Source organism: Staphylococcus gallinarum (assembly GCF_000875895.1).
Taxonomy (GTDB): Bacteria; Bacillota; Bacilli; order Staphylococcales; family Staphylococcaceae; genus Staphylococcus; species Staphylococcus gallinarum.
Window position 1 is genome coordinate 268,972 of sequence record NZ_JXCF01000003.1, and the last position, 24,090, is coordinate 293,061.

The 24,090-nt window shown below is 33.4% G+C and carries 18 protein-coding genes; 12 read left to right on the forward strand and 6 right to left on the reverse strand.

The annotated features are described in order from the left end of the window. The first annotated feature begins 148 nt into the window (after positions 1–148). The 4 genes from SH09_RS03255 to ltaS all read left to right on the forward strand — a co-directional run bounded on the left by SH09_RS03255 (position 149) and on the right by ltaS (position 4,799). Positions 149–352: a hypothetical protein gene (locus tag SH09_RS03255; RefSeq protein WP_042738187.1), complete on the forward strand. Its 204-nt coding sequence runs from the start codon at positions 149–151 to the stop codon at positions 350–352. 28 nt (positions 353–380) lie between these two features. Next, positions 381–1,088 carry a 5-oxoprolinase subunit B family protein gene (locus SH09_RS03260; RefSeq protein WP_042738188.1) on the forward strand — a complete coding sequence of 236 codons (708 nt, stop codon included), beginning with the start codon at positions 381–383 and terminating at the stop codon, positions 1,086–1,088. Further along, positions 1,076–2,080: a 5-oxoprolinase subunit C family protein gene (locus tag SH09_RS03265; RefSeq protein WP_042738189.1), complete on the forward strand. Its 1,005-nt coding sequence runs from the start codon at positions 1,076–1,078 to the stop codon at positions 2,078–2,080. Before SH09_RS03260 ends, SH09_RS03265 begins: the two co-directional genes overlap by 13 nt. Before the next feature lie 778 nt (positions 2,081–2,858). After that, positions 2,859–4,799 (forward strand): polyglycerol-phosphate lipoteichoic acid synthase LtaS, encoded by a 1,941-nt coding sequence (gene ltaS / locus SH09_RS03270; RefSeq protein WP_042738190.1) that lies wholly within the window; start codon positions 2,859–2,861, stop codon positions 4,797–4,799. Between the two features lie 395 nt (positions 4,800–5,194). Here ltaS and SH09_RS03275 read toward each other — a convergent pair whose 3' ends face one another. Further along, entirely contained in the window at positions 5,195–6,013 is an 819-nt protein-coding gene (locus SH09_RS03275) for a ZIP family metal transporter (RefSeq protein ID WP_042738191.1), read from the reverse strand. Between the two features lie 113 nt (positions 6,014–6,126). On the opposite strand from SH09_RS03275, the gene SH09_RS03280 reads away from it, so the two are divergent. From SH09_RS03280 to SH09_RS03305, 6 genes are all read left to right on the forward strand, one after another. Continuing rightward, positions 6,127–8,007 carry an ABC-F family ATP-binding cassette domain-containing protein gene (locus tag SH09_RS03280; protein ID WP_042738192.1) on the forward strand — a complete coding sequence of 627 codons (1,881 nt, stop codon included), beginning with the start codon at positions 6,127–6,129 and terminating at the stop codon, positions 8,005–8,007. 13 nt (positions 8,008–8,020) lie between these two features. Then, positions 8,021–9,799 (forward strand): DNA helicase RecQ, encoded by a 1,779-nt coding sequence (gene recQ, locus SH09_RS03285; RefSeq protein WP_042738193.1) that lies wholly within the window; start codon positions 8,021–8,023, stop codon positions 9,797–9,799. A gap of 306 nt (positions 9,800–10,105) precedes the next feature. Then, a complete protein-coding gene (locus SH09_RS03290; RefSeq protein ID WP_042738194.1) occupies positions 10,106–11,065 on the forward strand; it encodes an ABC transporter ATP-binding protein in 960 nt (319 codons plus the stop codon). Then, positions 11,066–12,580 carry an ABC transporter permease/substrate-binding protein gene (locus SH09_RS03295; RefSeq protein WP_042738195.1) on the forward strand — a complete coding sequence of 505 codons (1,515 nt, stop codon included), beginning with the start codon at positions 11,066–11,068 and terminating at the stop codon, positions 12,578–12,580. A gap of 167 nt (positions 12,581–12,747) precedes the next feature. Next, entirely contained in the window at positions 12,748–13,803 is a 1,056-nt protein-coding gene (hisC, locus tag SH09_RS03300; RefSeq protein ID WP_042738196.1) for a histidinol-phosphate transaminase, read from the forward strand. A 163-nt stretch (positions 13,804–13,966) separates the two neighbouring features. Beyond that, on the forward strand, positions 13,967–14,515 hold the full coding sequence (locus tag SH09_RS03305) for a 5' nucleotidase, NT5C type (RefSeq protein ID WP_042738197.1): 549 nt from the start codon (positions 13,967–13,969) through the stop codon (positions 14,513–14,515). A 323-nt stretch (positions 14,516–14,838) separates the two neighbouring features. Here SH09_RS03305 and SH09_RS03310 read toward each other — a convergent pair whose 3' ends face one another. From SH09_RS03310 to SH09_RS03330, 5 genes are all read right to left on the reverse strand, one after another. Continuing rightward, positions 14,839–15,801 carry a diacylglycerol/lipid kinase family protein gene (locus tag SH09_RS03310; protein ID WP_119199063.1) on the reverse strand — a complete coding sequence of 321 codons (963 nt, stop codon included), beginning with the start codon at positions 15,799–15,801 and terminating at the stop codon, positions 14,839–14,841. 118 nt (positions 15,802–15,919) lie between these two features. Then, the gene (locus tag SH09_RS03315) at positions 15,920–17,428 is read right to left on the reverse strand and encodes a peptide MFS transporter (RefSeq protein ID WP_042738199.1); all 1,509 of its coding nucleotides are present in this window, start codon (positions 17,426–17,428) and stop codon (positions 15,920–15,922) included. Positions 17,429–17,678: 250 nt separating this feature from the next. Further along, positions 17,679–19,193: a peptide MFS transporter gene (locus tag SH09_RS03320; RefSeq protein WP_042738200.1), complete on the reverse strand. Its 1,515-nt coding sequence runs from the start codon at positions 19,191–19,193 to the stop codon at positions 17,679–17,681. A 190-nt stretch (positions 19,194–19,383) separates the two neighbouring features. Further along, on the reverse strand, positions 19,384–19,884 hold the full coding sequence (gene queF, locus SH09_RS03325; protein WP_042738201.1) for a preQ(1) synthase: 501 nt from the start codon (positions 19,882–19,884) through the stop codon (positions 19,384–19,386). 34 nt (positions 19,885–19,918) lie between these two features. Further along, complete coding sequence (locus SH09_RS03330) at positions 19,919–20,785, reverse strand: DMT family transporter (protein ID WP_042738202.1); 867 nt, start codon at positions 20,783–20,785, stop codon at positions 19,919–19,921. 730 nt (positions 20,786–21,515) lie between these two features. On the opposite strand from SH09_RS03330, the gene nrdI reads away from it, so the two are divergent. Both nrdI and nrdE read left to right on the forward strand, forming a co-directional pair. Next, positions 21,516–21,914: a class Ib ribonucleoside-diphosphate reductase assembly flavoprotein NrdI gene (gene nrdI, locus SH09_RS03335; RefSeq protein WP_042738203.1), complete on the forward strand. Its 399-nt coding sequence runs from the start codon at positions 21,516–21,518 to the stop codon at positions 21,912–21,914. Further along, the gene (gene nrdE / locus SH09_RS03340; RefSeq protein WP_042738204.1) at positions 21,877–23,982 is read left to right on the forward strand and encodes a class 1b ribonucleoside-diphosphate reductase subunit alpha; all 2,106 of its coding nucleotides are present in this window, start codon (positions 21,877–21,879) and stop codon (positions 23,980–23,982) included. Before nrdI ends, nrdE begins: the two co-directional genes overlap by 38 nt. Positions 23,983–24,090 lie beyond the last annotated feature (108 nt).

Sequence of the window (24,090 nt, forward strand, 5' to 3'; positions counted from 1 at the left end):
AGCTTAAGTACAACAGTGATACTTTATTACAAAGTAAATGACGATAAAATAATCGTTTCCACAATGAACTTTAAGTAATAACTTAGATTAATATGTCGTTGAGTAGGTACAGTTTAAATAAAAATAATGAGTTAGTGAGGCAAGATGGATGATATGGATTTGGGCAGTAGCGATTATCATTTTAGCGATGTTAACAAAGTTATGGACGAATCAATTATTAAAGCAACACGCGGTTATACGTGCGCAAATCATAGTTACTATATCTTGTATTGTCCAAATTATCTTTATTTACTTTTTTATGATTGAACTTATACATCACTTAGTTCAAGGATTGCGTGTATTCTACCATTAAGTAAGGTAACTATTTATGAGGTGAATTTATGAAGATTTATAGCCAGGGAGATCAGGCAATTGTGGTCTCTATAGAAAAAGAAGTCTCAAGAGATTTAACAGAAGATTTATTGGCGTTAAAGTCTTATTTATCAAGCAAAAACTTTTCTTTTATTACAGAAATTGTTCCAACAGAATCAGACATGATGATTTGTTATGATGCAAGAGACATGATTAAACATCATAATATTCGCTCGCCATTTCTGTATATGAAAGCATTGTTACAATCCATACAACTAGAAATTACACATGTCGATGAAGCGGCACCAGCTATAGAAATCCCTGTTATTTATGGTGGGCAATATGGTCCAGACTTAGAAGCTTTATTAAAATACTATAAATTAACAATGGATAAATTTGTTAAATTACATACGAAGCCTAATTACTTTGTGTCAATGATGGGCTACACGCCTGGTTTTCCTTATTTAACAGGTATGGAAAAACGTTTGTTTGTCAATCATACTGGTGATGAAAAGACCTTTATTCCTGCAGGATCAGTTATTATTGAAGGAAAAAAGTGTGGCATAACAACAACGGATACTTATGGTGACTGGTTGGTTGTTGGTTATACTCCGGTTGAGCTATTTAATCCTAACAAAGTTGATTTTGCTAAATTAAAGTTAGGAGATAATGTGCAATTCAAACCTGTTACAGAACAAGAACTTGACTTAGGAGGCTTTAAACCATGTCAATTATAATTGAAGATGCGGGGCTATTTTCAAGCTTTCAAGATTTTGGACGTCAAGGATATGAACATAATGGTGTTATACCGGGTGGCGCATTAGATCCATTAGCACATGAAATTGCAAATAGGCTCGTCGCAAATGATAAACGTGAAGCAACATTAGAAATGACTAATAATATGGCACGTATCCGCTTTACCGAACCAACACTTATTGCTTTAAGTGGTGGGAATTTTAAAGCTGCAACAGAGCATATGAAGGTATTGCCTAATAAATTATATTTAATGGAAAAAGGGGATGTACTTGCTTTTACGGAAACAAAGCGAACGTCTCGTGTCTATTTAGCAATCGGTGGTGGTTTTGAATTAGACGAATGGCTTGGTTCTACGTCTACAGACTTTAAATCTCAAATTGGTGGTTTTCATGGTCGCAAATTAAAAAAAGGCGACGAGATAAATATGAAACGTGATTATACAGAACGTCATCATAAACTATTTGAAAATCTTGAAGAACGCCGAGAAACAGACTGGGGTATAGATGGCTATGCATTATCATTTAACTATATGTCAGATGTAATTCATGTCATCAAAAATAAAGGTACAGAAGACTTTAAAAAGAATGCACTGAATCGTTTCACACTTGGTGAATATAAGGTCTCAAGTAAGGCAAATAGAGTTGGCATGCTCGTTGAAGGACCGTCTGTAAAAGCATATTATGAGGATATGCCAGCACATCAATCTGTCCAACGAGGCACAATTCAAGTAAAGCGTGACGGTACACCGATTATCCTACTCAATGATCATTATACGTTAGGGAGTTACCCCCAACTAGGAACAATTGCGAGCTATCATTTAACTAAATTAGGACAAAAACATCAAGGTACTAAATTAAAATTCCAATTTATAGATGTTGAAACTGCTGAGAAAAATCTTGTGAAATATTCTAACTGGCTAAACCAATTATTTCATGGCATTGAGTATAGAATGCAATTAGAAATGCTGAAATAGCAAAAAAAAGTGGAATTATATAACAATATGATATTCTTATCATGTTGCGTGCAGATATAGTTTGTACTCATTAATAATAATTGAGATAATACGGAAAGAAATCACGTTTGCTTTAACGTGATTTCTTTCGTTTTTAGTTTGAATTGACGGATGATTGTTTGATATTATTAAAAAAATATAAGAAATTTATACATATTATAATTGTTTCTTATTTTATATATAGGACTATAGTCTGATTAATATATCAGAGATAGTGCGTATAATTAAAACGTATCTTGTTCCTTAATAGATTGTTAATATGTCGTTAATAAGTCCTTAATAAAAGGATTTTTATAAGTTTATTCACCTCAAAAAGTGTGTTTTTACTTGAAATTTGACTTGAATTGCTTTATATTAATTAATTGAACTGTATACGTTTTGTTACAGTTGTATTACAAAAATAGGCAGAATGTAAATCTTGCCTTTACATAATTAAATTTGATAGCAAATTATTAATATTATGTGTTGGTACAATTGATAACTATGATATGCATATTGATATTAAAAACAATGAATTGAACTCAAATTTTAATTTAAAAAGAAGTAAAATCGCCAACATAACTGATGTGTTTCTTAATGACTTTAAAGCCTGAAGGATTGTATTTTTGCAAATAACGATTTAATGAATTACTAAGCAATATGATTATCGCAAACAGGACATCATTACAGTAACTTTGCCAATTTTTTCTAGGTATGGATAATAACCAGCCTATATTAATTTATAACGGGGGAAACAAACATGAGTTTACACAAAAAGAAATTGACTCTTTTTGCGTTTTTTATACTGACGGTGATTACTGTCACGTTAAAGACGTATTTTTCATATTATGTTGATTTTTCTTTAGGTGTTAAAGGATTAGTTCAAAACTTAATCTTATTAATGAATCCATACAGTTTAGTGGCTTTAATTTTAAGTGTCTTCTTATTCTTTAAAGGTAAGAAAGCTTTTTGGTTTATCTTTATTGGAGGCTTTATCTTAAGTTTCCTATTGTATGCTAACGTTGTGTATTTCAGATTCTTCTCTGACTTCTTAACGTTCAGTACGTTAAATCAAGTGGGTAACGTCGATTCGATGGGTGGAGCAGTAACAGCTTCATTTAAATGGTACGATTTCATTTATTTCCTTGATACGATTATTTACTTATTTATTTTAATCTTTAAACAAAAATGGATTGATAAACGCGTATTTAGCAAAAAATTTGTTCCAGTCATAATGGCAGCATCAGTCGCGTTATTCTTCTTAAACTTAGCATTTGCAGAATCTGATCGTCCACAATTGTTAACACGTACATTTGACCATAAATATTTAGTTAAATATTTAGGACCATATAACTTCACAGTGTATGATGGCGTAAAAACAATTCAAAACAAACAGCAAAAAGCGCTTGCAAACGAAGATGATTTAACAAAAGTGTTAAATTATACAAAGCAAAAGCAAGTCGAACCAAATAAAGAATATTTTGGTGCAGCTAAGAAGAAAAACATTATCAAAATTCACTTAGAAAGTTTCCAAACTTTCTTAATTAATAAAAAGGTTAACGGACAAGAGGTAACACCATTCTTAAATAAACTGTCAACTGGTAAAGAAGGATATAGATATTATCCAAACTTCTTCCATCAAACTGGCCAAGGTAAAACATCTGACGCTGAGTTTACAATGGATAACAGTTTATATGGTCTACCACAAGGGTCAGCTTATTCATTGAAAGGTGATAATACCTTCCAATCATTACCAGCTATCCTTGATCAACAACAAGGTTATACATCAAGCGTTATGCATGGTGACTACAAAACTTTCTGGAACCGTGATCAAGTGTACAAACACTTTGGTATCGATAAGTTCTATGATGCAACATACTTCGATATGTCACCAGATAATATCGAAAACCTTGGACTTAAAGATAAAGAGTTCTTTAAAGAATCAACTGATTACTTAGCAAAAGAAAAAGAGCCATTCTATACACATTTAATTACATTAACAAACCACTATCCATTTACGTTGTCATCTGAAGATGCAACAATAGATAGACCAAATACGGGTGATTCTACAGTTGATGGTTATATTCAAACTGCGAGATACTTAGATGAATCATTAGAACAATTTGTTAATGAATTGAAGAAAAAAGGTCTATATGACGATTCAGTTATCATGATCTATGGTGACCATTACGGTATCTCAGAAAACCATAATAAAGCCATGGAAAAACTATTAGGTGAAGACATTACTCCAGCTAAATTTACAGACTTAAACCGTACAGGTTTATGGTTGAAGATTCCTGGTAAAGAAGGTACAGTCGATAAGACATATGCTGGTCAAGTCGATGTAATGCCTACAATCTTACACTTAATGGGTATTGATACTAAGAATTACTTGATGATGGGTACAGACTTATTATCTAAAGATCATAATGATACAGTACCATTCAGAAATGGTGACTTTATTACTAAAGACTATAAATATGTTAATGGTAGAATTTATGATAATAAGACAAATGAACCTGTAACAAAAACACCGAAAGACTTTGAAAAACGTAAACAACAAGCTGAAAAAGACTTAGAAATGAGTGACAATGTCTTAAACGGTGACTTATTCAGATTCTATAAGAACCCTGATTTCGATAAAATAAATCCTTCTAAATATGAATATAAAACAGGTCCAAAAGGACAAGAAAAAAATTAGAAGAGACTTTAACTTTAATGTAAAAATAATGATCAATAGCAAGAAGGTAACGCTCGATGAAACAGAGCGTTACCTTTTTTTTTGTATTAAAAAACCTTACGCTATGCGCATGGTACAGTGTGATTTTATCGCTGTATTAAAAAATTGTATATCTAGTGCAAATACGCTAACTTCACAAGCGTTATGTTGCCTTATTTGTGCATACATGAGGAATCTATATATAAAACAAAAAAGCGTTTAATGACGATATGATATAAATGAACAATAAGTCACTAGGTATGATATGAGATTGATGCTTAGTCATCGCAAACAATATTACCGTAATGTCATCATTTATAAATCATATGCTAAACGCTTTGTTGTAAATCAGATATTAATAAGTAATGCTATCGTCCTTATCCAAGTGCAACGTCAAGAATCATCATTATGGTGAATCCTAACATTAGACTGAGTGTGGCAAGGTCGGTGTTATTACTAGCTTGTGAATCTGGGATTAATTCTTCAACAACAACAAATATCATCGCACCTGCAGCAAATGCCAATGCATACGGTAACATAGGTGTAATGACTAATACTGCAGCTGCACCAATTGTAGCAAATATTGGCTCTACAATTGCTGATGCTTGCCCATAGTTGAAAGCCTTCCATCGAGATGCCCCCGCTGCTCGAATAGGCATAGATAGTGCTGCCCCTTCAGGTATATTCTGTATACCTATACCTATAGCTAAACTTAATGCCCCTAATAATGTCGCTTGACCATTACCCGAAACAATACCACCGAAAGCAACACCAATTGAGAGGCCTTCGGGTATATTGTGTAACGTGATTGCTAAGACTAGTAAAGTATTCTTGTTGAGTTTCTTAGTGCCAACACCTTCATGGAACTGATTCTCATCGGATGTATTGGGATGGATATGAGGTATAACTAAATCTAAGGCACGAATAAATAGCCCACCCAATAAAAATCCGATAGCAGCTGGTAACCATGCAAATGAGGAGTCCTTACCATAATCGATGGCAGGTTGTAATAAAGACCAAAAACTTGCAGCAATCATAATCCCTGCGGCGAAACCCTGCATTGAGTTTAAAATCTTATCATTTACACGTTTAAATATGAATACGGCTGCAGCTCCTAGTGCTGTTAATAGCCAAGTGATAATTCCAGCTATTAGTGCTTGGATATAAGGAGGTAATGCTTGGAAAAATTCCGTCATAAGCTTGTCTCCTTTGTATCATTTGAACCCAAAAAGGTGTATAATGTATGGAACTGAAATTAATTTTAACAGAATTAACTATATTTATCGATATTTAAAAAGGATGTTGGATTATGGAAGCTTACAAAATAGAACATTTACATAAATCCTATGCCGATAAAGTTATCTTTGATGATTTACAACTCTCGATATCCAATGGTGAAAAAATTGGTCTCGTAGGTATTAATGGTACTGGAAAGAGTACTTTATTAAAGGTAATAGCAGGTATAGACGAAGATTACGATGCAGAAATCACGCATCCCAACTCCTATCGCATCCGTTATTCTTCTCAAAAGCAAGAATTTGATGAAGATTTAACTGTTTTTGAGGCAGTATTAACTTCGGAGACAAAGACACTACAAGTCATACGTGATTATGAGTTTGCTGTGAATCAATATAGTGCAGAACAAACTGATGCACATTTTCAGAAAATGATGCAAGCTCAAGAAGCAATGGATGCCAATCAAGCTTGGGATTACAGTTCTGAAATCAAGACAATATTATCTAAGCTAGGCATTAATGATACGACGAAGCCTGTAAATCAATTATCAGGAGGCCAACAAAAGCGTGTCGGCCTCGCTAAAACATTAATCGAGCAACCTGATTTACTATTATTAGATGAACCTACCAACCATTTAGATTTTGAATCTATAAATTGGTTAATAAACTATGTGAAACAATATCCTCATACTGTTTTGTTTGTAACGCATGATCGTTATTTTCTAAATGAAGTTTCGTCCAGAATCATTGAATTAACACAAGGAAAATTAAAAACGTATCCAGGGAATTATGAGGCATATATTGAGCAAAGAGCTGAGAACGAAATCATTGAGCAAAAGCAACAAGCTAAGCAACGCTCACTGTATAAACAAGAATTAGCATGGATGCGTGCAGGAGTTAAGGCACGAACTACCAAACAACAAGCAAGGAAGAATAGATTTAGTGATTTAGAACAAGAAGTAAAGCAACAACAGCAACAAGATCAAGCTTCGCTCAACTTAGCGTATTCACGTTTAGGCAAGCAAGTGTTTGAATTAGAACAATTAACAAAACGTATTCTAGATAGAACATTGTTTGCAGATATTACGCAAATTATACAAAATGGTCAACAAATCGGTATTGTCGGACCTAACGGTGTCGGTAAAACAACGTTATTGAATATTTTAAGTGGTGAAGATAGTGCATTTGAAGGGACCTTAAAGGTTGGACAAACCGTCAAAGTCGCATACTTTAAACAGACAGAAGAGCGTTTAGACAGAGATATTCGTATGATTGACTATCTTAGAGAAGAAAGTGAAGTTGCAAAGGAAAAAGATGGAACATCAGTGTCAATTACGCAACTATTAGAGCGATTTTTATTCCCGAGTGCAACACATGGAAAGAAAGTCTATAAACTTTCTGGAGGAGAACAGAAACGTTTGTATTTATTGAAATTATTAGTACATCAACCGAACGTCCTATTACTCGACGAACCAACGAATGATTTAGATACTGAGACGTTAACGATATTGGAATCATATATCGATACATTTGGTGGTACAGTAATTACCGTCAGTCACGATAGATATTTCTTAAATAAAGTTGCTAAAGAGTTTTGGTATATTCATGATGGTATAATGGAGCGTATTATTGGTTCATTTGACGATTATGAAGCTTATAAAAAAGAACAAGATAAACAACGGGAAATAGAAAAACAACAACAAAAAGTGAAACCTCAGCCTACTCAAAAAAGGAAAAAAGGTTTGAGCTATAAAGAAAAACAAGAATACGAATTAATTATCGAGCGCATAGAAACGACTGAACAAAGGCTAGAAGAGATAGAAGAAGAAATGATAAATGCAAGTTCAGACTACGCAAAGATTAAAGCATTAAGTGAAGAGCAACAAGAACTAAATCAAACTTATGAAGATGATATTGCTAGATGGAGTGAACTTGAAGAACTAAAAGAACAATGAGGGATCTTATAACATGGAATCAACTTTATCGCATTATTTTGGTTATGACACGTTTCGTCCTGGCCAAAAGGAAATAATTTCAAAAGTAATGGATCAACGTAATGTATTAGGGGTGTTACCAACTGGTGGTGGTAAATCGATTTGTTATCAAGTGCCAGGTTTAATGCTAGGTGGTACGACAATTGTCATTAGTCCATTAATTTCATTAATGAAGGACCAAGTCGATCAATTGAAGGCTGCTGGTATTCGCGCAGCATATTTAAACAGTAGTTTAACGCAGAAAGAACAAAAGGCGATTGAAGCGCAATTGAAAAATGGTGACATACAGTTTCTTTATGTTGCTCCAGAACGTTTTAATAATGATTATTTTATGGCGTTATTACAACGTCTACCTATCCATTTAGTAGCATTTGATGAAGCACACTGTATTTCTAAATGGGGGCATGATTTTAGACCAAGTTATCAAGAAGTGATTCATAAGGTATTTGCTTTACCACAAGACTTTACAATTGTAGCTTTGACTGCAACTGCCACGACTGAAGTGCAAAAAGATATCATGGAAAGACTAAATATTAATAAACACGATGAAGTTAAAACAAGTACGAAACGTCGTAATTTAGTCTTTCAAGTCAACCCAACTTATCAACGCCAAAAATTTGTACTTGAATATGTGAAATCACATGCAAATGAAGCTGGCATTGTTTATTGTTCTACGCGTAAACAGGTTGAAGAGTTGCAAGAAGCATTAGAAGATCATGAAATCAGCAGTACGATTTATCATGCAGGGTTATCTAACAAAGACAGAGAAGCTGCGCAAAATGATTTCGTCTATGATCGTGTGCGTGTAGTAATTGCAACGAATGCATTTGGTATGGGGATTGATAAGTCGAATGTGCGTTTTGTGATACATTATAATATGCCAGGTGATTTAGAGTCATATTATCAAGAGGCAGGTCGTGCTGGCCGTGATGGTCTGAAAAGTGATTGTATCTTACTCTTTAGTGAACGCGATATCGGTTTGCATCAGTACTTCATTTCTGCTTCAAAAGCAGATGATGATTACAAAGATAAAATGGGTGAAAAACTAACAAAGATGATTCTTTATACAAAAACGAAGAAGTGTTTGGAAGCAACGTTAGTCCATTACTTTGAACCAAATGAAAAGCTAGAAGAGTGTGAGCAATGTAGTAATTGTACGCGAGAGAACAAGACGTATGACATGACTAATGAAGCAAAAATGATTGTAAGTTGTATCGCGAGAATGAAACAAAAAGAAAGCTATAGTGTTATTATTCAAGTTCTACGAGGTGAAGATACTGATTATATCCGTTATTGTGAATATAATAAATTATCTACACACGGCATAATGAAGCAATATACAACCTCAGATCTTAGTCATTTAATCGATGAACTTAGATTTAAGGGATATTTAAACGAACACGATGAAATTTTGACGTGTGATAATTCAGTCAAACAATTGTTGACGGATGAAGTGACAATCTTTACAACTCCATTTAAACGTAAATCGAAAGAAATTGTGAATATCAATACCGTCGAAGGTGTTGATCGTGCATTATTTGATGAATTGATTGCAGTCCGTAAGAAATTGAGTGAAGATTTGGATATTGCGCCGGTAAGTATTTTCTCAGATTATACCTTAGAAGAATTTGCAAAAAGAAAGCCAGAATCTAAACAAGATATGATCTCTATTGATGGTGTAGGAAGTTATAAATTAAAGCATTACTGTCCAATGTTCTTAGAGACTATTCAATCTTATAAAGCACAAATTTAAATTGACTATGCGGAAAATGCATATGTAGTGTTGATAACCATTGTACAACAATGGGCAATTTATAAATTATCTCAAAGTTAATTTTAACAACATGTCGAAATAAGTCTTGTATAGGCATTATTTTGATTGGTTATTAAAATTAACTTTATTTTTTGAGTATTAAATAGATTTTGTGGTATTTAATTTTGTAAGTGTGTATTTTTTTGGGATAAATTAATGATATTTACATATACATTTAATTAAAAGGGAATACGGACACTACAATTAATTGTATATTAGTGTATATAAAAGACTGAAGGTGACAATGTGATAGAATTTAAAGATGTTGTAAAGAAATATGGGGATAAGACGGCGGTCGATCATGTAAGTTTTAATATTAAAGAAGGAGAGTTTTTTGTCTTAATTGGTCCATCAGGTTGTGGCAAAACGACTACTCTGAAAATGATTAATCGATTGATTACTCTAACTGAAGGTTATATTTACTTTAAAGACAAACCAATAAGTGACTATCCTGTATATGAGATGCGCTGGGATATTGGTTATGTGTTACAGCAGATTGCACTGTTTCCACATATGACAATTAAAGAAAATATTGCCCAAGTACCACAGATGAAGAAGTGGAAAGAGCAAGATATTGAAACGCGAATCGATGAATTATTAAATATGGTTGGTTTAGATCCCACTGTATACAAAGAACGTAAACCTGATGAATTATCTGGTGGGCAACGACAACGTGTTGGGGTAGTAAGGGCGCTTGCTGCAGATCCACCCGTTATACTCATGGATGAGCCATTTAGTGCATTAGATCCGATTAGCAGAGAAAAACTACAAGATGATTTAATTCAACTCCAACAACAAATTAAGAAGACGATTGTTTTTGTCACACATGATATTGAAGAAGCAATGAAATTAGGTGACAGAATATGTTTATTGAATGAAGGTCATATTGAACAAATTGATACACCAGAGGGATTTGCTACAAGACCTAATAATGCATTTGTAGAACAATTTTTAGGCAATAAGGTACAACGCTCATTAAATGATGTGAAATTATCAGAGTTAACAGAACAGTTAACATTAATTAATGAGTCACAGGAAGTGCAGACGTATCCATTAGTAGACAGTGGTCAATTGGTCAAGGATGTATATTCGCATTTTGTTACACATGATGCAGTAATCATAGATGATAAAGCTAATGCCCAACGCTATTTGATGTACAGACAAGATGTGTTTAAATTGTTCGCTGAACCGAAAGGAGTGTCTTAGATGACTGAAATATTACAGACACTTTCAGATAGACGCGGTCAACTACTGACGACGATATTTGAACATATACAAATTTCATTTATTGCATTACTTATTGCGGCGTTAATTGGAGTACCCTTAGGTATTTTATTAACAAAAACTAAAAAACTATCTGAAATTGTTATGAATATCGCTGCGATACTCCAGACTATTCCATCATTAGCACTATTAGGATTAATGATTCCATTGTTTGGTATTGGTAAAGTGCCAGCCGTTATCGCACTTGTAGTTTATGCCTTACTACCTATTCTAAGAAATACATATACAGGTATAGCAGAAGTAGACCCTTCTCTTGTAGAAGCGGCAAAGGGTATTGGTATGAAACCAGGACGTAGACTAACAAAGGTCGAGTTACCTATTGCAATGCCAGTAATAATGGCTGGTATTAGAACTGCTATGGTATTGATTATTGGTACCGCTACGCTTGCTGCACTTATTGGAGCAGGGGGATTAGGGGATTTAATTCTATTAGGTATTGATAGAAATGATAGTTCACTTATTCTTATTGGTGCAATACCTGCTGCGTTGTTAGCGATATTATTTGATTTAGCCTTACGTTATATGCAAGGTTTATCATACAAAAAATTGATTATTTCATTAACAATTATCGTAATTGTATTATTATTAGTTATTATCGCACCTTTATTAGCTCAGAAGGGTGAAAAAGTAACGTTAGCTGGTAAATTAGGATCAGAACCATCAGTTATTACGAATATGTATAAGATATTGATAGAAAAAGAGACTGACGATACGGTAGAAGTTAAAGATGGCATGGGTAAGACATCATTCTTATTTAATGCCTTAAAGTCTGACGATATCGATGGTTATTTAGAATTTACTGGCACTGTGCTTGGAGAATTAACGAAAGAAGACTTAAAATCAAAACAAGAAGATAAAGTTTATCAACAAGCTAAAGATAGCTTAGAGAAAAAATACGATATGACCATGCTGAAACCTATGAAATACAATAATACTTATGCCTTAGCGGTTAAACGAGACTTTGCTAAAAAGCATAATATTAAAACAATTGGTGATTTAAATAAAGTAAGTGATCAAATTAAGCCAGGTTTTACCTTGGAATTTAATGATCGTTCAGATGGTTACCCTGCAGTAAAAAAAGCATATCATTTAGACATATCTAAACCGAAGACAATGGAGCCTAAATTACGTTATCAAGCAATCAAAAGTGGTGACATTAATTTAATAGATGCCTATTCAACGGACGCGGAATTAAAGCAATATGATATGGTTGTATTAAAAGATGATAAACATGTATTCCCACCATATCAAGGTGCACCGATGTTTAAAGAAAAGTACCTTAAAGAACATCCTGAAATTAAAAAACCATTAAATCAATTAGCTAATAAAATTTCTGATGAAGACATGCAACAAATGAATTATGATGTAACCGTGAAGAAAAAGGACCCATATCAAGTTGCAAAGGATTATTTGGAACGCGAACACATTTTAAAATAAATTGGAATAATAAGAGAGTTTTTATGTATTTTACATTTAAAACTCTCTTTTTGTATATCAGAGCATTTCTTCTGTCTAGGGGACACATTGATTTTCCCATCATATAAGGTTTATAATAGTTACTAAGTTTTGAAATTTCTGTAAAATTAAGGAGGACCGAAGCAACCATGAAAAAACAAATAGAACAATTATCAGCATATGAACCGGGGTTATCGCCTCGTGCATTAAAAGAGACTTACGGCATTGAAGGTGAATTATATAAATTAGCATCAAATGAAAATTTATATGGACCATCACCAAAGGTTAAAGAAGCAATTCAAAGTCATTTAGAAGAGTTGAATTTTTATCCGGAAACGGGTTCTCCAATGATTAAAGAAGCAATTAGTAAACATCTAAATGTCGAACCATCACGTATCCTGTTTGGAGCGGGTTTAGATGAAGTCATCCTGATGATTTCTCGTGCGATGTTGACTGCTGGTGATAAAATAGTGACAAGTGAAATGACATTTGGTCAGTATTATCACAACGCAGTAGTTGAAGCGGCAACAGTAGTACAAGTACCATTGAAAGATGGCTACTTTGATTTAAATGGAATACTTAATGAAATTGACGACGAAACAAAGTTAGTATGGCTATGTAATCCAAATAATCCGACTGGGACATATTTTACGCATGAAGAACTTAAAGGCTTCTTAGAACAAGTACCAAGTCATATTCCAGTAATTGTAGATGAAGCATATGTAGAATTTGTCACTGCACAAGATTTTCCTGATACTTTAGCATTACAGCAACAATTTAGCAATGCATTTTTATTACGTACATTTTCAAAAGCATATGGCTTAGCAGGCATGCGTATAGGCTATGTCGTTGCTGCACAAGAAGCGATAGAACAATGGAATATTATTCGCCCACCATTTAATGTGGGACGCTTATCAGAATACGCTGCACTAGCGGCGTTAGAAGATCAAGACTATTTAACGTTTATTCGTGAACGTAATGCGGAAGAACGAGAAAAATTCTTCGCAATTGATAAACGTGATGCATTCTTTGATAGCCAAACCAATTTCGTCTTTGTAAATACTTCCAAACCACATGAGTTATATGAAGCATTGTTAAATGTTGGTTGTATAACGCGAGAATTTCCAAATGGTGTAAGAATTACGATTGGCTTCCCAGAACAAAATGATAAAATGATTGAGGTACTAAAGGACTTTGAGTTATAAAATATAAATAAAAAATAGTCCAATTATGCTTTATGGTTGATACATTTATGATGATGTAGAAAACGTCCCATTTTACAAGATGTGGTAGGGATAGTAGCAAGGGAAAGATAGCTTAGTGATGTTTGAAATGAATGATGTTATTAAAAAGGGAGTAGAGTATTAAATGACACGACAATCTATTGCAATTGATATGGATGAAGTATTAGCAGATACAGTAGGTGCATTAATTGAAGACGTTAATAAACGAACGGATTTAGGCATTTCATATGATATGTTGGATGGTATGAAATTGCGACATGCAATGCCAGAACATGATGGACTACTGACTGAAATCCTTCGTGAACCAGGTTTCTTTAGGAAATTAGAGGTTATGGCTGATGCGCAAGCAGTTGTGAAGAAACTAACTGAGCATTATGATGTGTATATTGCGACAGCTGCGATGGATGTACCGACTTCTTTTCACGATAAATATGAATGGTTAAGGGAGTATTTTCCATTTTTAGATCCACAACAGTTTGTTTTTTGTGGTAGAAAAAATATTGTACATGCGGATTATTTAATTGATGATAATCCAAGGCAGTTGAGTATTTTTACAGGTAAGCCTATTATGTATACAGCGTCTCATAATATTAATGATGATCGTTTCACACGTGTTAATAATTGGCAAGATGTGGAAGCTTATTTCTTAGGAGATAAATCATATCAAATTTAGGTAGATTTATTCTATTGTTGAAAATATAGAGTAAATAATCTGCACTATAAATAGAAATAGCCATTAAATGAAGTTATTTTTGATTCATTTAATGGCTAATTTTTTTGTTTTTTAAGCGTATGTAAAGGGCAACGCTTTCCTAGGGGACAGCTTCAGCCTGTAGTCTTCAGCTTGTCCTGTTCCCTCAAGAGTCTCGCCCACACATACGCAAGTAAATAGTTTACTTCTATAACAATAAACAATTGAACAAAGTCATTATTTTTTCGATGGTTAAAGTGTGCTATCAGCGTATGACTATTTAGTAATAATAATAGCGATATTAACTACGATTCGATTTCTTCATCCGCTGTTGTATTGTTATTTGATACTGTATTATTTAGTGTTAGGATTTGAACAGTGTTTGGAATGATTTCTATCTCTAATGGTGTTTCTAATGCAATTTCACCATCGATATCTACTTTGACTACGGGGTCAGTAGTTATCGAAATCTTTTTGGCTAAAATGTGTTGAATACCTTCAGTCATATGATTCCAATTCATACTATCACGTTGTTTGAAAATATCATTTAAAACTCGAGTATTTTGTTCTTTAAATATAAATGAATTCAAATAACCGTCACTTGGAGATAAATCAGTTAATGGGATACGACTACCACCAATGAAAGGTCCATTTGCAACGACTAGCATAGACGTCTTACCATTTATTTCTTTATCGTCTACAGTGACTTTATAGTTAAAGTATTCAGGATTTAGCAAGGTCTTAACGGTCGAACCAACATAACTCAATTTACCAAATACATCTTTGTTACCGTTTTGAACGTTTTCGGCATTTTGTACAATTAAACCTAATCCGACAAAGTTTAATGCGTACTGGTTATTAATCTTCATTACATCATAGGGTTGCAACTCGGCCTCTATTAATTGTTGGCTAGCTGCTTTATGACGTGGACTTAGGTTTAGCGTTTTGACAAAGTCATTAAAGGTTCCACCAGGAATAATACCGATAGGGATATCGAGTTCACTATGCATGATTCCATTGATTAATTCATTGACCGTTCCGTCTCCACCCAATATAAAGACAATATCTACATCATCACTATATGACTTTGATTTGATTTTCTTACAATATTCAATAATATCGCCTTCATTTTCACTTAGTTGAATAGATAGGTGTTTACAAAATGTTGTCAATGCAGCAGTAACGTCACCTAATCCTCGATAAATATCTTTGATACCAGAATGTTCATGGTAAAATAAGACACCATGATTATATTTTTTGTTAGTCAATATATTCACCATACTTCTCTTTATTTATGTTTAGCAATACCTACTTATTTATTATACCTTTTATAACAATAAAAAAACTATGATGAACCATTCAGTTCACCATAGTTAAGTTTAACAATTATTTAATTCCTCGCATACCTTTAACAATCTTCGGTACAAAAGCTAAAATAATCACACTGACAATAATTGCTACAGCACCTAAGAATAAGAAATAGTTCTTATAACCAAGTGGCTCAATTAAGTGAACGAGTGATCCATTGATTGCTTGTGCACAGGCATTTGTTAATAACCATAAACTCATCATTTGTGCGTTAAATGCTTTTGGAGCTAACTTAACAGCAGCACTATTACCAGTAGGTGACAGACATAATTCACCAATAACACAGATAATATACGATAAGATGACCCAGTTAACACTAATATGTGAAGCGCCTGCAGAATGACCAATTAAACCAATCATAATATATGATGCCCCTGCTAAAAATGCTCCCAAGACAAATTTAGTTGGTAGACTTGGTTGACGTCGTGCCATTTTAGCCCAAATCATTGAAACCACTGGTGCTAATAGCACAATGAACAATGGGTTGATTGATTGGAATAATGCTGGACCAAAATCTGATTTCCATCCGAAGAGATTTAACTTCATATCACTGCTTTCAAATGCATATAAATTAAGTACGTTGGCACCTTGTTCTTGGATTGACCAGAAGAGGACACCAAGAATAAACAATGGAATAAATGCTATAACTCTTGAGCGTTCATCATCTGTCACATCTTTACTTCGAATCATAATCGTGAAGTAAATGATTGGTAATGCTACACCTAACACGAGTACTGCAGTACTGATAATGTTGAATGATAGGGTACCAGTCAAGCCAGTGATAATTAATACAGCAGCAATAATTATGATCGCAATAGTGAATAATATACCGTATTTCTTTTTCTCACTAGCGCTTAGTGGGTTTGATGCTTTCGTTCCAATTGTACCTAGATTCTTCTTGTTAAATAATACATACCATACTAATCCTAATGCCATACCGATTGCCGCGATTAAGAATCCACCATGGAAATTACCTGTACCAACGAAATGATTTAAAATTAATGGTGAGATTAATCCACCCATATTAACTGACATATAGAAGATAACGAAGCCCGCATCTAGTCTTACGTCATTTTCAGGGTAAAGTCTACCAACAATATTTGAAATATTTGGTTTCATTAGACCAGAACCTACAATGATGAAGAACATTGAGATAAATAATCCTATAATATCAAGTGGTAAACTTAAGAAGATATGACCAATAATGATTAATATACCACCGATTAGTGTTGCTGAACGTGTCCCCGTAACTCTGTCAGCAATCCAACCGCCTAGTACTGAAGTCATATAAATCAATGCACCATAAACTGCCATTACTGACTGTGCAGTGGCTTTGTCCATACCGAGACCGCCATCTTTAATAGCGAAATACATATAAAAAATGAGTAGTGCGCGCATGCCATAGTAGCTAAATCGTTCCCAAAATTCTACGAAAAATAATACGCCAAGTCCTTTTGGATGACCGAAAAAGCCTTTTTGTGGGATAGACTGCACGTCTTGCTCATGGGTTGTTGTTTGATTTTGCATAAAACATTCCCCGTCCTTTCTTGATCCCAATAAAAAAATGTATAAAAAAGATTTTACTCCTAATATTATTGAATTTCAATAATATTCTTAAAATAACAATATTCCGAATATTCGCATAATTAATTGATAGAATAGGATATCATAAAGATGTATAAAATATAATTATTGTAAAATAACACTTATAAAAAAGACATAAAAAACAGTGGTGCATAAATACACCACTGCATTAATATGATTCTATAGACTAATGTTAATAAACACCTTTCATAGCACGTTTAACAATAGGTGAAATAACTAACAATACAATACCGATAACAACTGCTACAAGTCCTGAATACATGAAATAATCACTTTGATTTATCTTTGTATATACCACTACGAGTTGTGAATTTAGTCCTTGTGCAGTAGCGTTACTTAGCATCCATAAGCTCATCATTCTAGCTGTAAACGCAATTGGTGCTAATTTAGTCGTTGTTGATAATCCAACAGGTGAGATACATAATTCGCCAATCGTGATTAAGAAGAAACTTAATACGAGCCATAATGGATTAACTAGTGATTGTCCAGATGCTAGCGGAATGATCATTACAAGATACGATAAACCAGCAACAATTACACCGTATGCAAATTTATGCACAGTTGGAGGATTATGCTTACCTAGTTTCAACCATAATGTAGCAAAGACAGGTGCTAATAAAACGATAAAGATAGGATTTAATGATTGTGCCCAAGATGCTGGGATAGAGAAATCAATTAAACCGCCTGTTAAGACAGACATTTCAAGTTGTGTTTTTTTGTCAGCAAAACTTGCCAAAACTGTAGAACCTTGTTCTTGAATCATCCAAAATGCAACTGACGTAATATAAAGTGGTATGTAACTGTAGATTCTAGAACGTTCTTCTTTGGTAACATCCTTACTTAATATCATATTCAAGAAAATGTAAATTGGTAAAACGATACCTAATATTGTTACTAATAAACTAAAGTTTTCTAATGATAATGCATTATTTAAATGTAGTACAAATAAATATAGTAAAAATAATACGATTACGACAAGTGTGATCAATACAAACTTTTTAATTTCCGGTTTAGTTAATGGGTTTGGTACATTGCGTCCCGCTAAACCTAAATTCTTTTTGCGTTTGATAGCATAGACAACTAAGCCACAGAACATCCCAATAGCTGCAGCTAAGAAACCAGCATGGAAACTCACTCTTGTTTGTAAATAACCAGTGATTAATGGTGCCAATAAACTACCTAAGTTAATCCCCATATAGAATAATGTAAAGGCAGCATCACGACGTACATCATTACGATCGTAAAGTTCACCAACTGTTGTGGAAATGTTTGGTTTTAATAGGCCTGTACCTGCTATGATTACGGCCAATGCAATCATTACCAAAGTTAGATTGTTTGGTAGTGACAATAAGATATGTCCGATCATAATTAAGAATCCACCATAGAAAACAGCATTTTGAGTGCCGGTAATTCTATCAGCAATCCAACCACCAATTACACCCGACATATAAATCAATGTTCCGTAGATGGAAACAATTTGCAGTGCGACTGCTTCATCTAAACCGAAACCACCTTTAGCAACGGTATAGTATAAATAATAGATTAATATGGCTTTCATACCATAGTAACTGAATCTCTCCCAAAATTCAGTGAAGAATAACGTGCTTAGTCCTTTTGGATGTCCGAAGAAACCTGTACGTGGTGTACTTTCCATAATTTCTTCGTGCGTATAATTAACCTTTCTCATAAATTCCCTCCCCAATTATAGTTGGATTAATTTTATACTGTTTTTATAAAAATGACAAGTGTATGTATTATTTGTACAATATTAAATGCTAAATGATTTGTTTGGACTTTTGTGCTGTTTATTTATTAAAAAAGTGACGAAAACAGATGTTTTCGTCACTGATGATGCTCTTTATAATTATAAGAAATGTTTAACGGTTGTCTATTTTTTCAGGGTAGAGGTCATGATTCATTAATCTGTGCTCTGCCATTTTTTCATATTTAGAATTAGGACGACCATAATTGGTATATGGATCAATTGAAATCCCACCACGTGGCGTGAATTTCCCCCATACTTCTATATAATGTGGATCCATTAACTCGATAAGATCATTCATTATTATATTCATACAGTCTTCATGGAAATCTCCATGATTTCTAAAGCTGAATAAGTAAAGTTTTAATGATTTAGATTCTACCATTTTAATATTAGGGATATAAGAGATATAAATCGTCGCAAAATCAGGTTGACCTGTGATCGGACATAAAGATGTAAATTCAGGACAGTTGAATTTAACGAAATAATCTCTACCTTGGTGTTTATTATCGAATGACTCGAGTACGTCTGGGCGGTAATCAAAATCATATTGATTATTTTGGTTACCTAATAGTGTAATATCTTGTAATTCATCTTTGTTGCGGCCTTCAGCCATATAAATCGCTCCTTTTAAGATATATTTTTAGCATTTATTTCTGTATGTCAATGGGTTGTCGGCGTGCTTTTTCAAACATGTAGTAACTAGATCCTATAATAATGATATAACCTAAAATTGCATATAGATCTGGTGACTCTCCAAAGAGAATAAAGCCAAATAATGCAGTAAATACAATGGATGCATAGGTGAATATCGAAATGTCTTTTGCTGGTGCAAAGCTATAGGCAAGTGTGATACCAATCTGACCAATGGCTGCAGCTAATCCGGCGCCTAATAAATAGAGACACTGTAACCACGACATAGGTTCAAATGTAAAAATCGTGAATGGAATTAACACGATGATTGAAAAGAATGAAAAGTAAAATACAATTGTATATGGTGCTTCTCTAGAACTTAGAGCGCGTACACATGTATAAGCTGCTGCGGCAAAAATACCAGAGAACAAACCACCGATAGCAGGAATCACTGACGAAGAGAACTCAGGTTTAACTACAAAGAGCATACCGAAGATCGCCACAATCATAGCTATAAATTGATAGTTGCGTACTTTTTCATTTAAGAATAATAAGCTAAGTAAAATAGTCCAAAATGGATTTAATTTCATCAATGTATCTGCGTCACTTAATATCATATGATCAATGGCATAAATATTAAGTAATACACCAATTAAACCAAAGGTTGATCTAGAGATAAGTAATGGCTGACTACTTAGTTTACCAAATAGAGGTTGCTTGTATTTAAATATGAAATAGAGAGGTATAAACATAGCTACTAAGTTTCTGGCTAATGACTTTTGAAATACAGGTAAATCGCCTGCTAAGCGAAAGAATACTGACATAAAGCTAAAGCCAATAGCAGAAATTAAAATAGCGATGATACCTTTAACTTTAGGATTCAATAGTATCGCCTCAATTTTAAAAATTTGACGTATCTATATTAGCATAAATATTTAAAACATGTATATATGGTTGAAATTAGGGAAGTAATATAATATCATATAAATACGAACAAACGTTCTCTTTTATCTTGGACTTTGTTCAAATTAAATTCTAGAAAAAGTAAAGCAAATTTTTTGAATATTTTATACAACATAATTGGCGCAATGTGCAAAACAACGGTATATAGCGCTTTGTATAACTTTTAGAAAAATCAAATAAAATGAACGGAATTTTAGTAAAAAAATTTTTTTAAAGTTAAGAGTTCAATTTAAAGTTGAATTGGTGCCATTTTCATTCCGTTTTCAAAATTTGTCCACAGTTTCCTAAAATAAAAAGGCTTTTAATCGTCTTCGGACTTATGTATAATGAAACACATAATATAGTATTAACGACAGAACCGAAACACTATATATTGTGTTTCGGTTTCAAGTCACTTTATATATAATAAACCAAATTTCAAGTAAAATCACACTGGTTTAGCCACTTAATCATGACAAATATAGTAGTAATACTTCAAAAATGTATTTTTGCATCACTATATGTAGATGACATGATCACTATATATTGTGTTTTTAAATAATATGATTTTCTATGGGGCATTACACGATTGAAATTAGGTGAATAGATTAGTGGAATAATATGATTTTCCATATTTAATGGATAGATCAAAGATAGAAAGTAGGTGTGCCGATGAAGGTTGTTTATTTTTCATTTTCCGGTAATGTGCGACGCTTTATTACCAGAGCAGAATTGAAGAATACGATGGAAATTACGCAGAATAATTGCACGGAAAGATTGGATGAACCGTTCATTATGGTCACTGGTACAATTGGTTTTGGTGAAATTCCACAACCTGTACAAGCATTTTTAGAGATTAATCATGATTTGATTAGAGCGGTAGCAGCAAGTGGTAATCGAAATTGGGGACAAAATTTCGCCAAAGCTGGACGCGCTATTTCGGAACAATATAACGTTCCATTATTAATGAAGTTTGAAGTTCAAGGCACAAAGGAAGACATTAGCGAATTTAAAGATAAGGTGGGGCATTTTAATGAAGATAATAGACGAGAAGAAATACAATCATATTGAATTAAATAACGAAGTTACCAAGCGTAAAGACAATGGTTTTTTCAATTTAGAAAAGGACCAAGAGGCGTTAACAGTATATTTAGAAGAAATCCAAGACAAGACAATTTACTTTGATAGTGAGCTAGAACGCCTACACTACCTCGTCGACAACGACTTCTATTTTGATGTTTTTGAAGTTTATTCAGAAGCAGATCTTCAAGAAATTACTGATTTTGCTAAGCAAATTGAATTCAATTTTGCAAGTTACATGTCAGCTAGTAAATTCTTTAAAGATTATGCATTAAAAACAAATGACAAGAGTCAATATCTAGAAGATTATAAACAGCACGTTGTAATTGTTGCACTTTATCTTGCTAATGGTCATAAGGCAACAGCTAAGCAATTTATCTCAGCTATGATTGAACAACGTTACCAACCGGCGACACCTACATTCTTAAATGCAGGACGTGCTCGTCGTGGTGAATTAGTATCATGTTTCTTATTAGAAGTAGATGATAGTTTAAATTCAATTAACTTTATCGATGCAACAGCTAAACAATTAAGTAAAATTGGTGGCGGTGTAGCGATTAATTTATCTAAATTACGTGCACGTGGTGAAGCGATTAAAGGCATTAAAGGTGTTGCAAAGGGTGTACTTCCAGTTGCTAAGTCATTAGAAGGTGGATTTAGCTACGCAGACCAATTAGGACAACGCCCAGGCGCTGGTGCTGTATATTTAAATATCTTCCACTATGATGTTGAAGAGTTTTTAGATACTAAGAAGGTTAATGCTGATGAAGATTTACGTTTATCTACGATTTCTACTGGTTTAATCGTACCTTCAAAGTTCTTTGATTTAGCTAAGGAAGGCAAGGATTTCCACATGTTTGCACCACATACAGTATATAAAGAGTATGGGGTAACTTTGGATGATATTGATTTAGAAGCTTATTATGATGAATTAGTAGCTAATCCAAACATTGATAAGAAGAAAAAAGATGCACGTGAAATGTTGAATATGATTGCTCAAACACAATTACAATCAGGTTATCCATATTTAATGTTTAAGGATAATGCGAATAAAGTACATGCTAACTCAGATATCGGCCAAATTAAAATGAGTAACTTGTGTACGGAAATCTTCCAATTACAAGAAACATCAATCATCAATGACTATGGTACAGAAGATGAAATTAAACGTGATATTTCATGTAACTTAGGTTCATTAAATATTGTGAATGTAATGGAATCAGGTAAATTTAAAGATTCTGTTCACACAGGTATGGATGCATTGACAGTGGTAAGTGACGAAGCAGATATTCAGAATGCACCTGGTGTTAAAAAAGCTAACAGTGAACTGCATTCAGTTGGACTAGGTGTTATGAACTTGCACGGTTATCTAGCTAAAAACAAAATTGGATATGAATCTGAAGAAGCGAAAGATTTTGCTAATATCTTCTTCATGATGATGAATTATTATTCAATAGAACGTTCAATGGAAATAGCTAAAGAGCGTCAAGAAACATATGTAGGTTTCGAAAAGTCGGACTATGCTAATGGAAAATATTTTGACTTCTATACGTCACAAACATTTGCACCACAATACGAGAAAGTACGTAAATTGTTTGATGGTTTAGAAATTCCAACACCTGAAGATTGGAAAGCATTGCAACAACAAGTTGAAACACATGGTTTATTCCATGCGTATCGTTTAGCAATTGCACCAACACAAAGTATTTCTTATGTACAAAATGCTACAAGCTCTGTTATGCCAATTGTTGATCAAATTGAGAGACGTACTTATGGTAATGCGGAAACATTTTATCCAATGCCATTCTTATCACCAGAAACAATGTGGTACTATAAATCAGCATTTAATACTGACCAAATGAAATTAATCGATTTAATTTCTACAATTCAAACACATGTGGATCAAGGTATCTCAACAATTCTATATGTGAATTCAGAAATATCTACACGTGAATTGTCTAGACTCTATGTCTATGCACATCATAAAGGATTAAAGTCTTTATACTACACTAGAAATAAATTATTAAGTGTTGAAGAATGTACAAGTTGCTCAATCTAGTTTTAGTGAAACACGACGAAAGTGATTATTAACGTAAGTGAACACAACAGTTTAATATTTACATCAATGAATAAGAAACCCATCGTTAACAGCGAATCGTAACTTTAA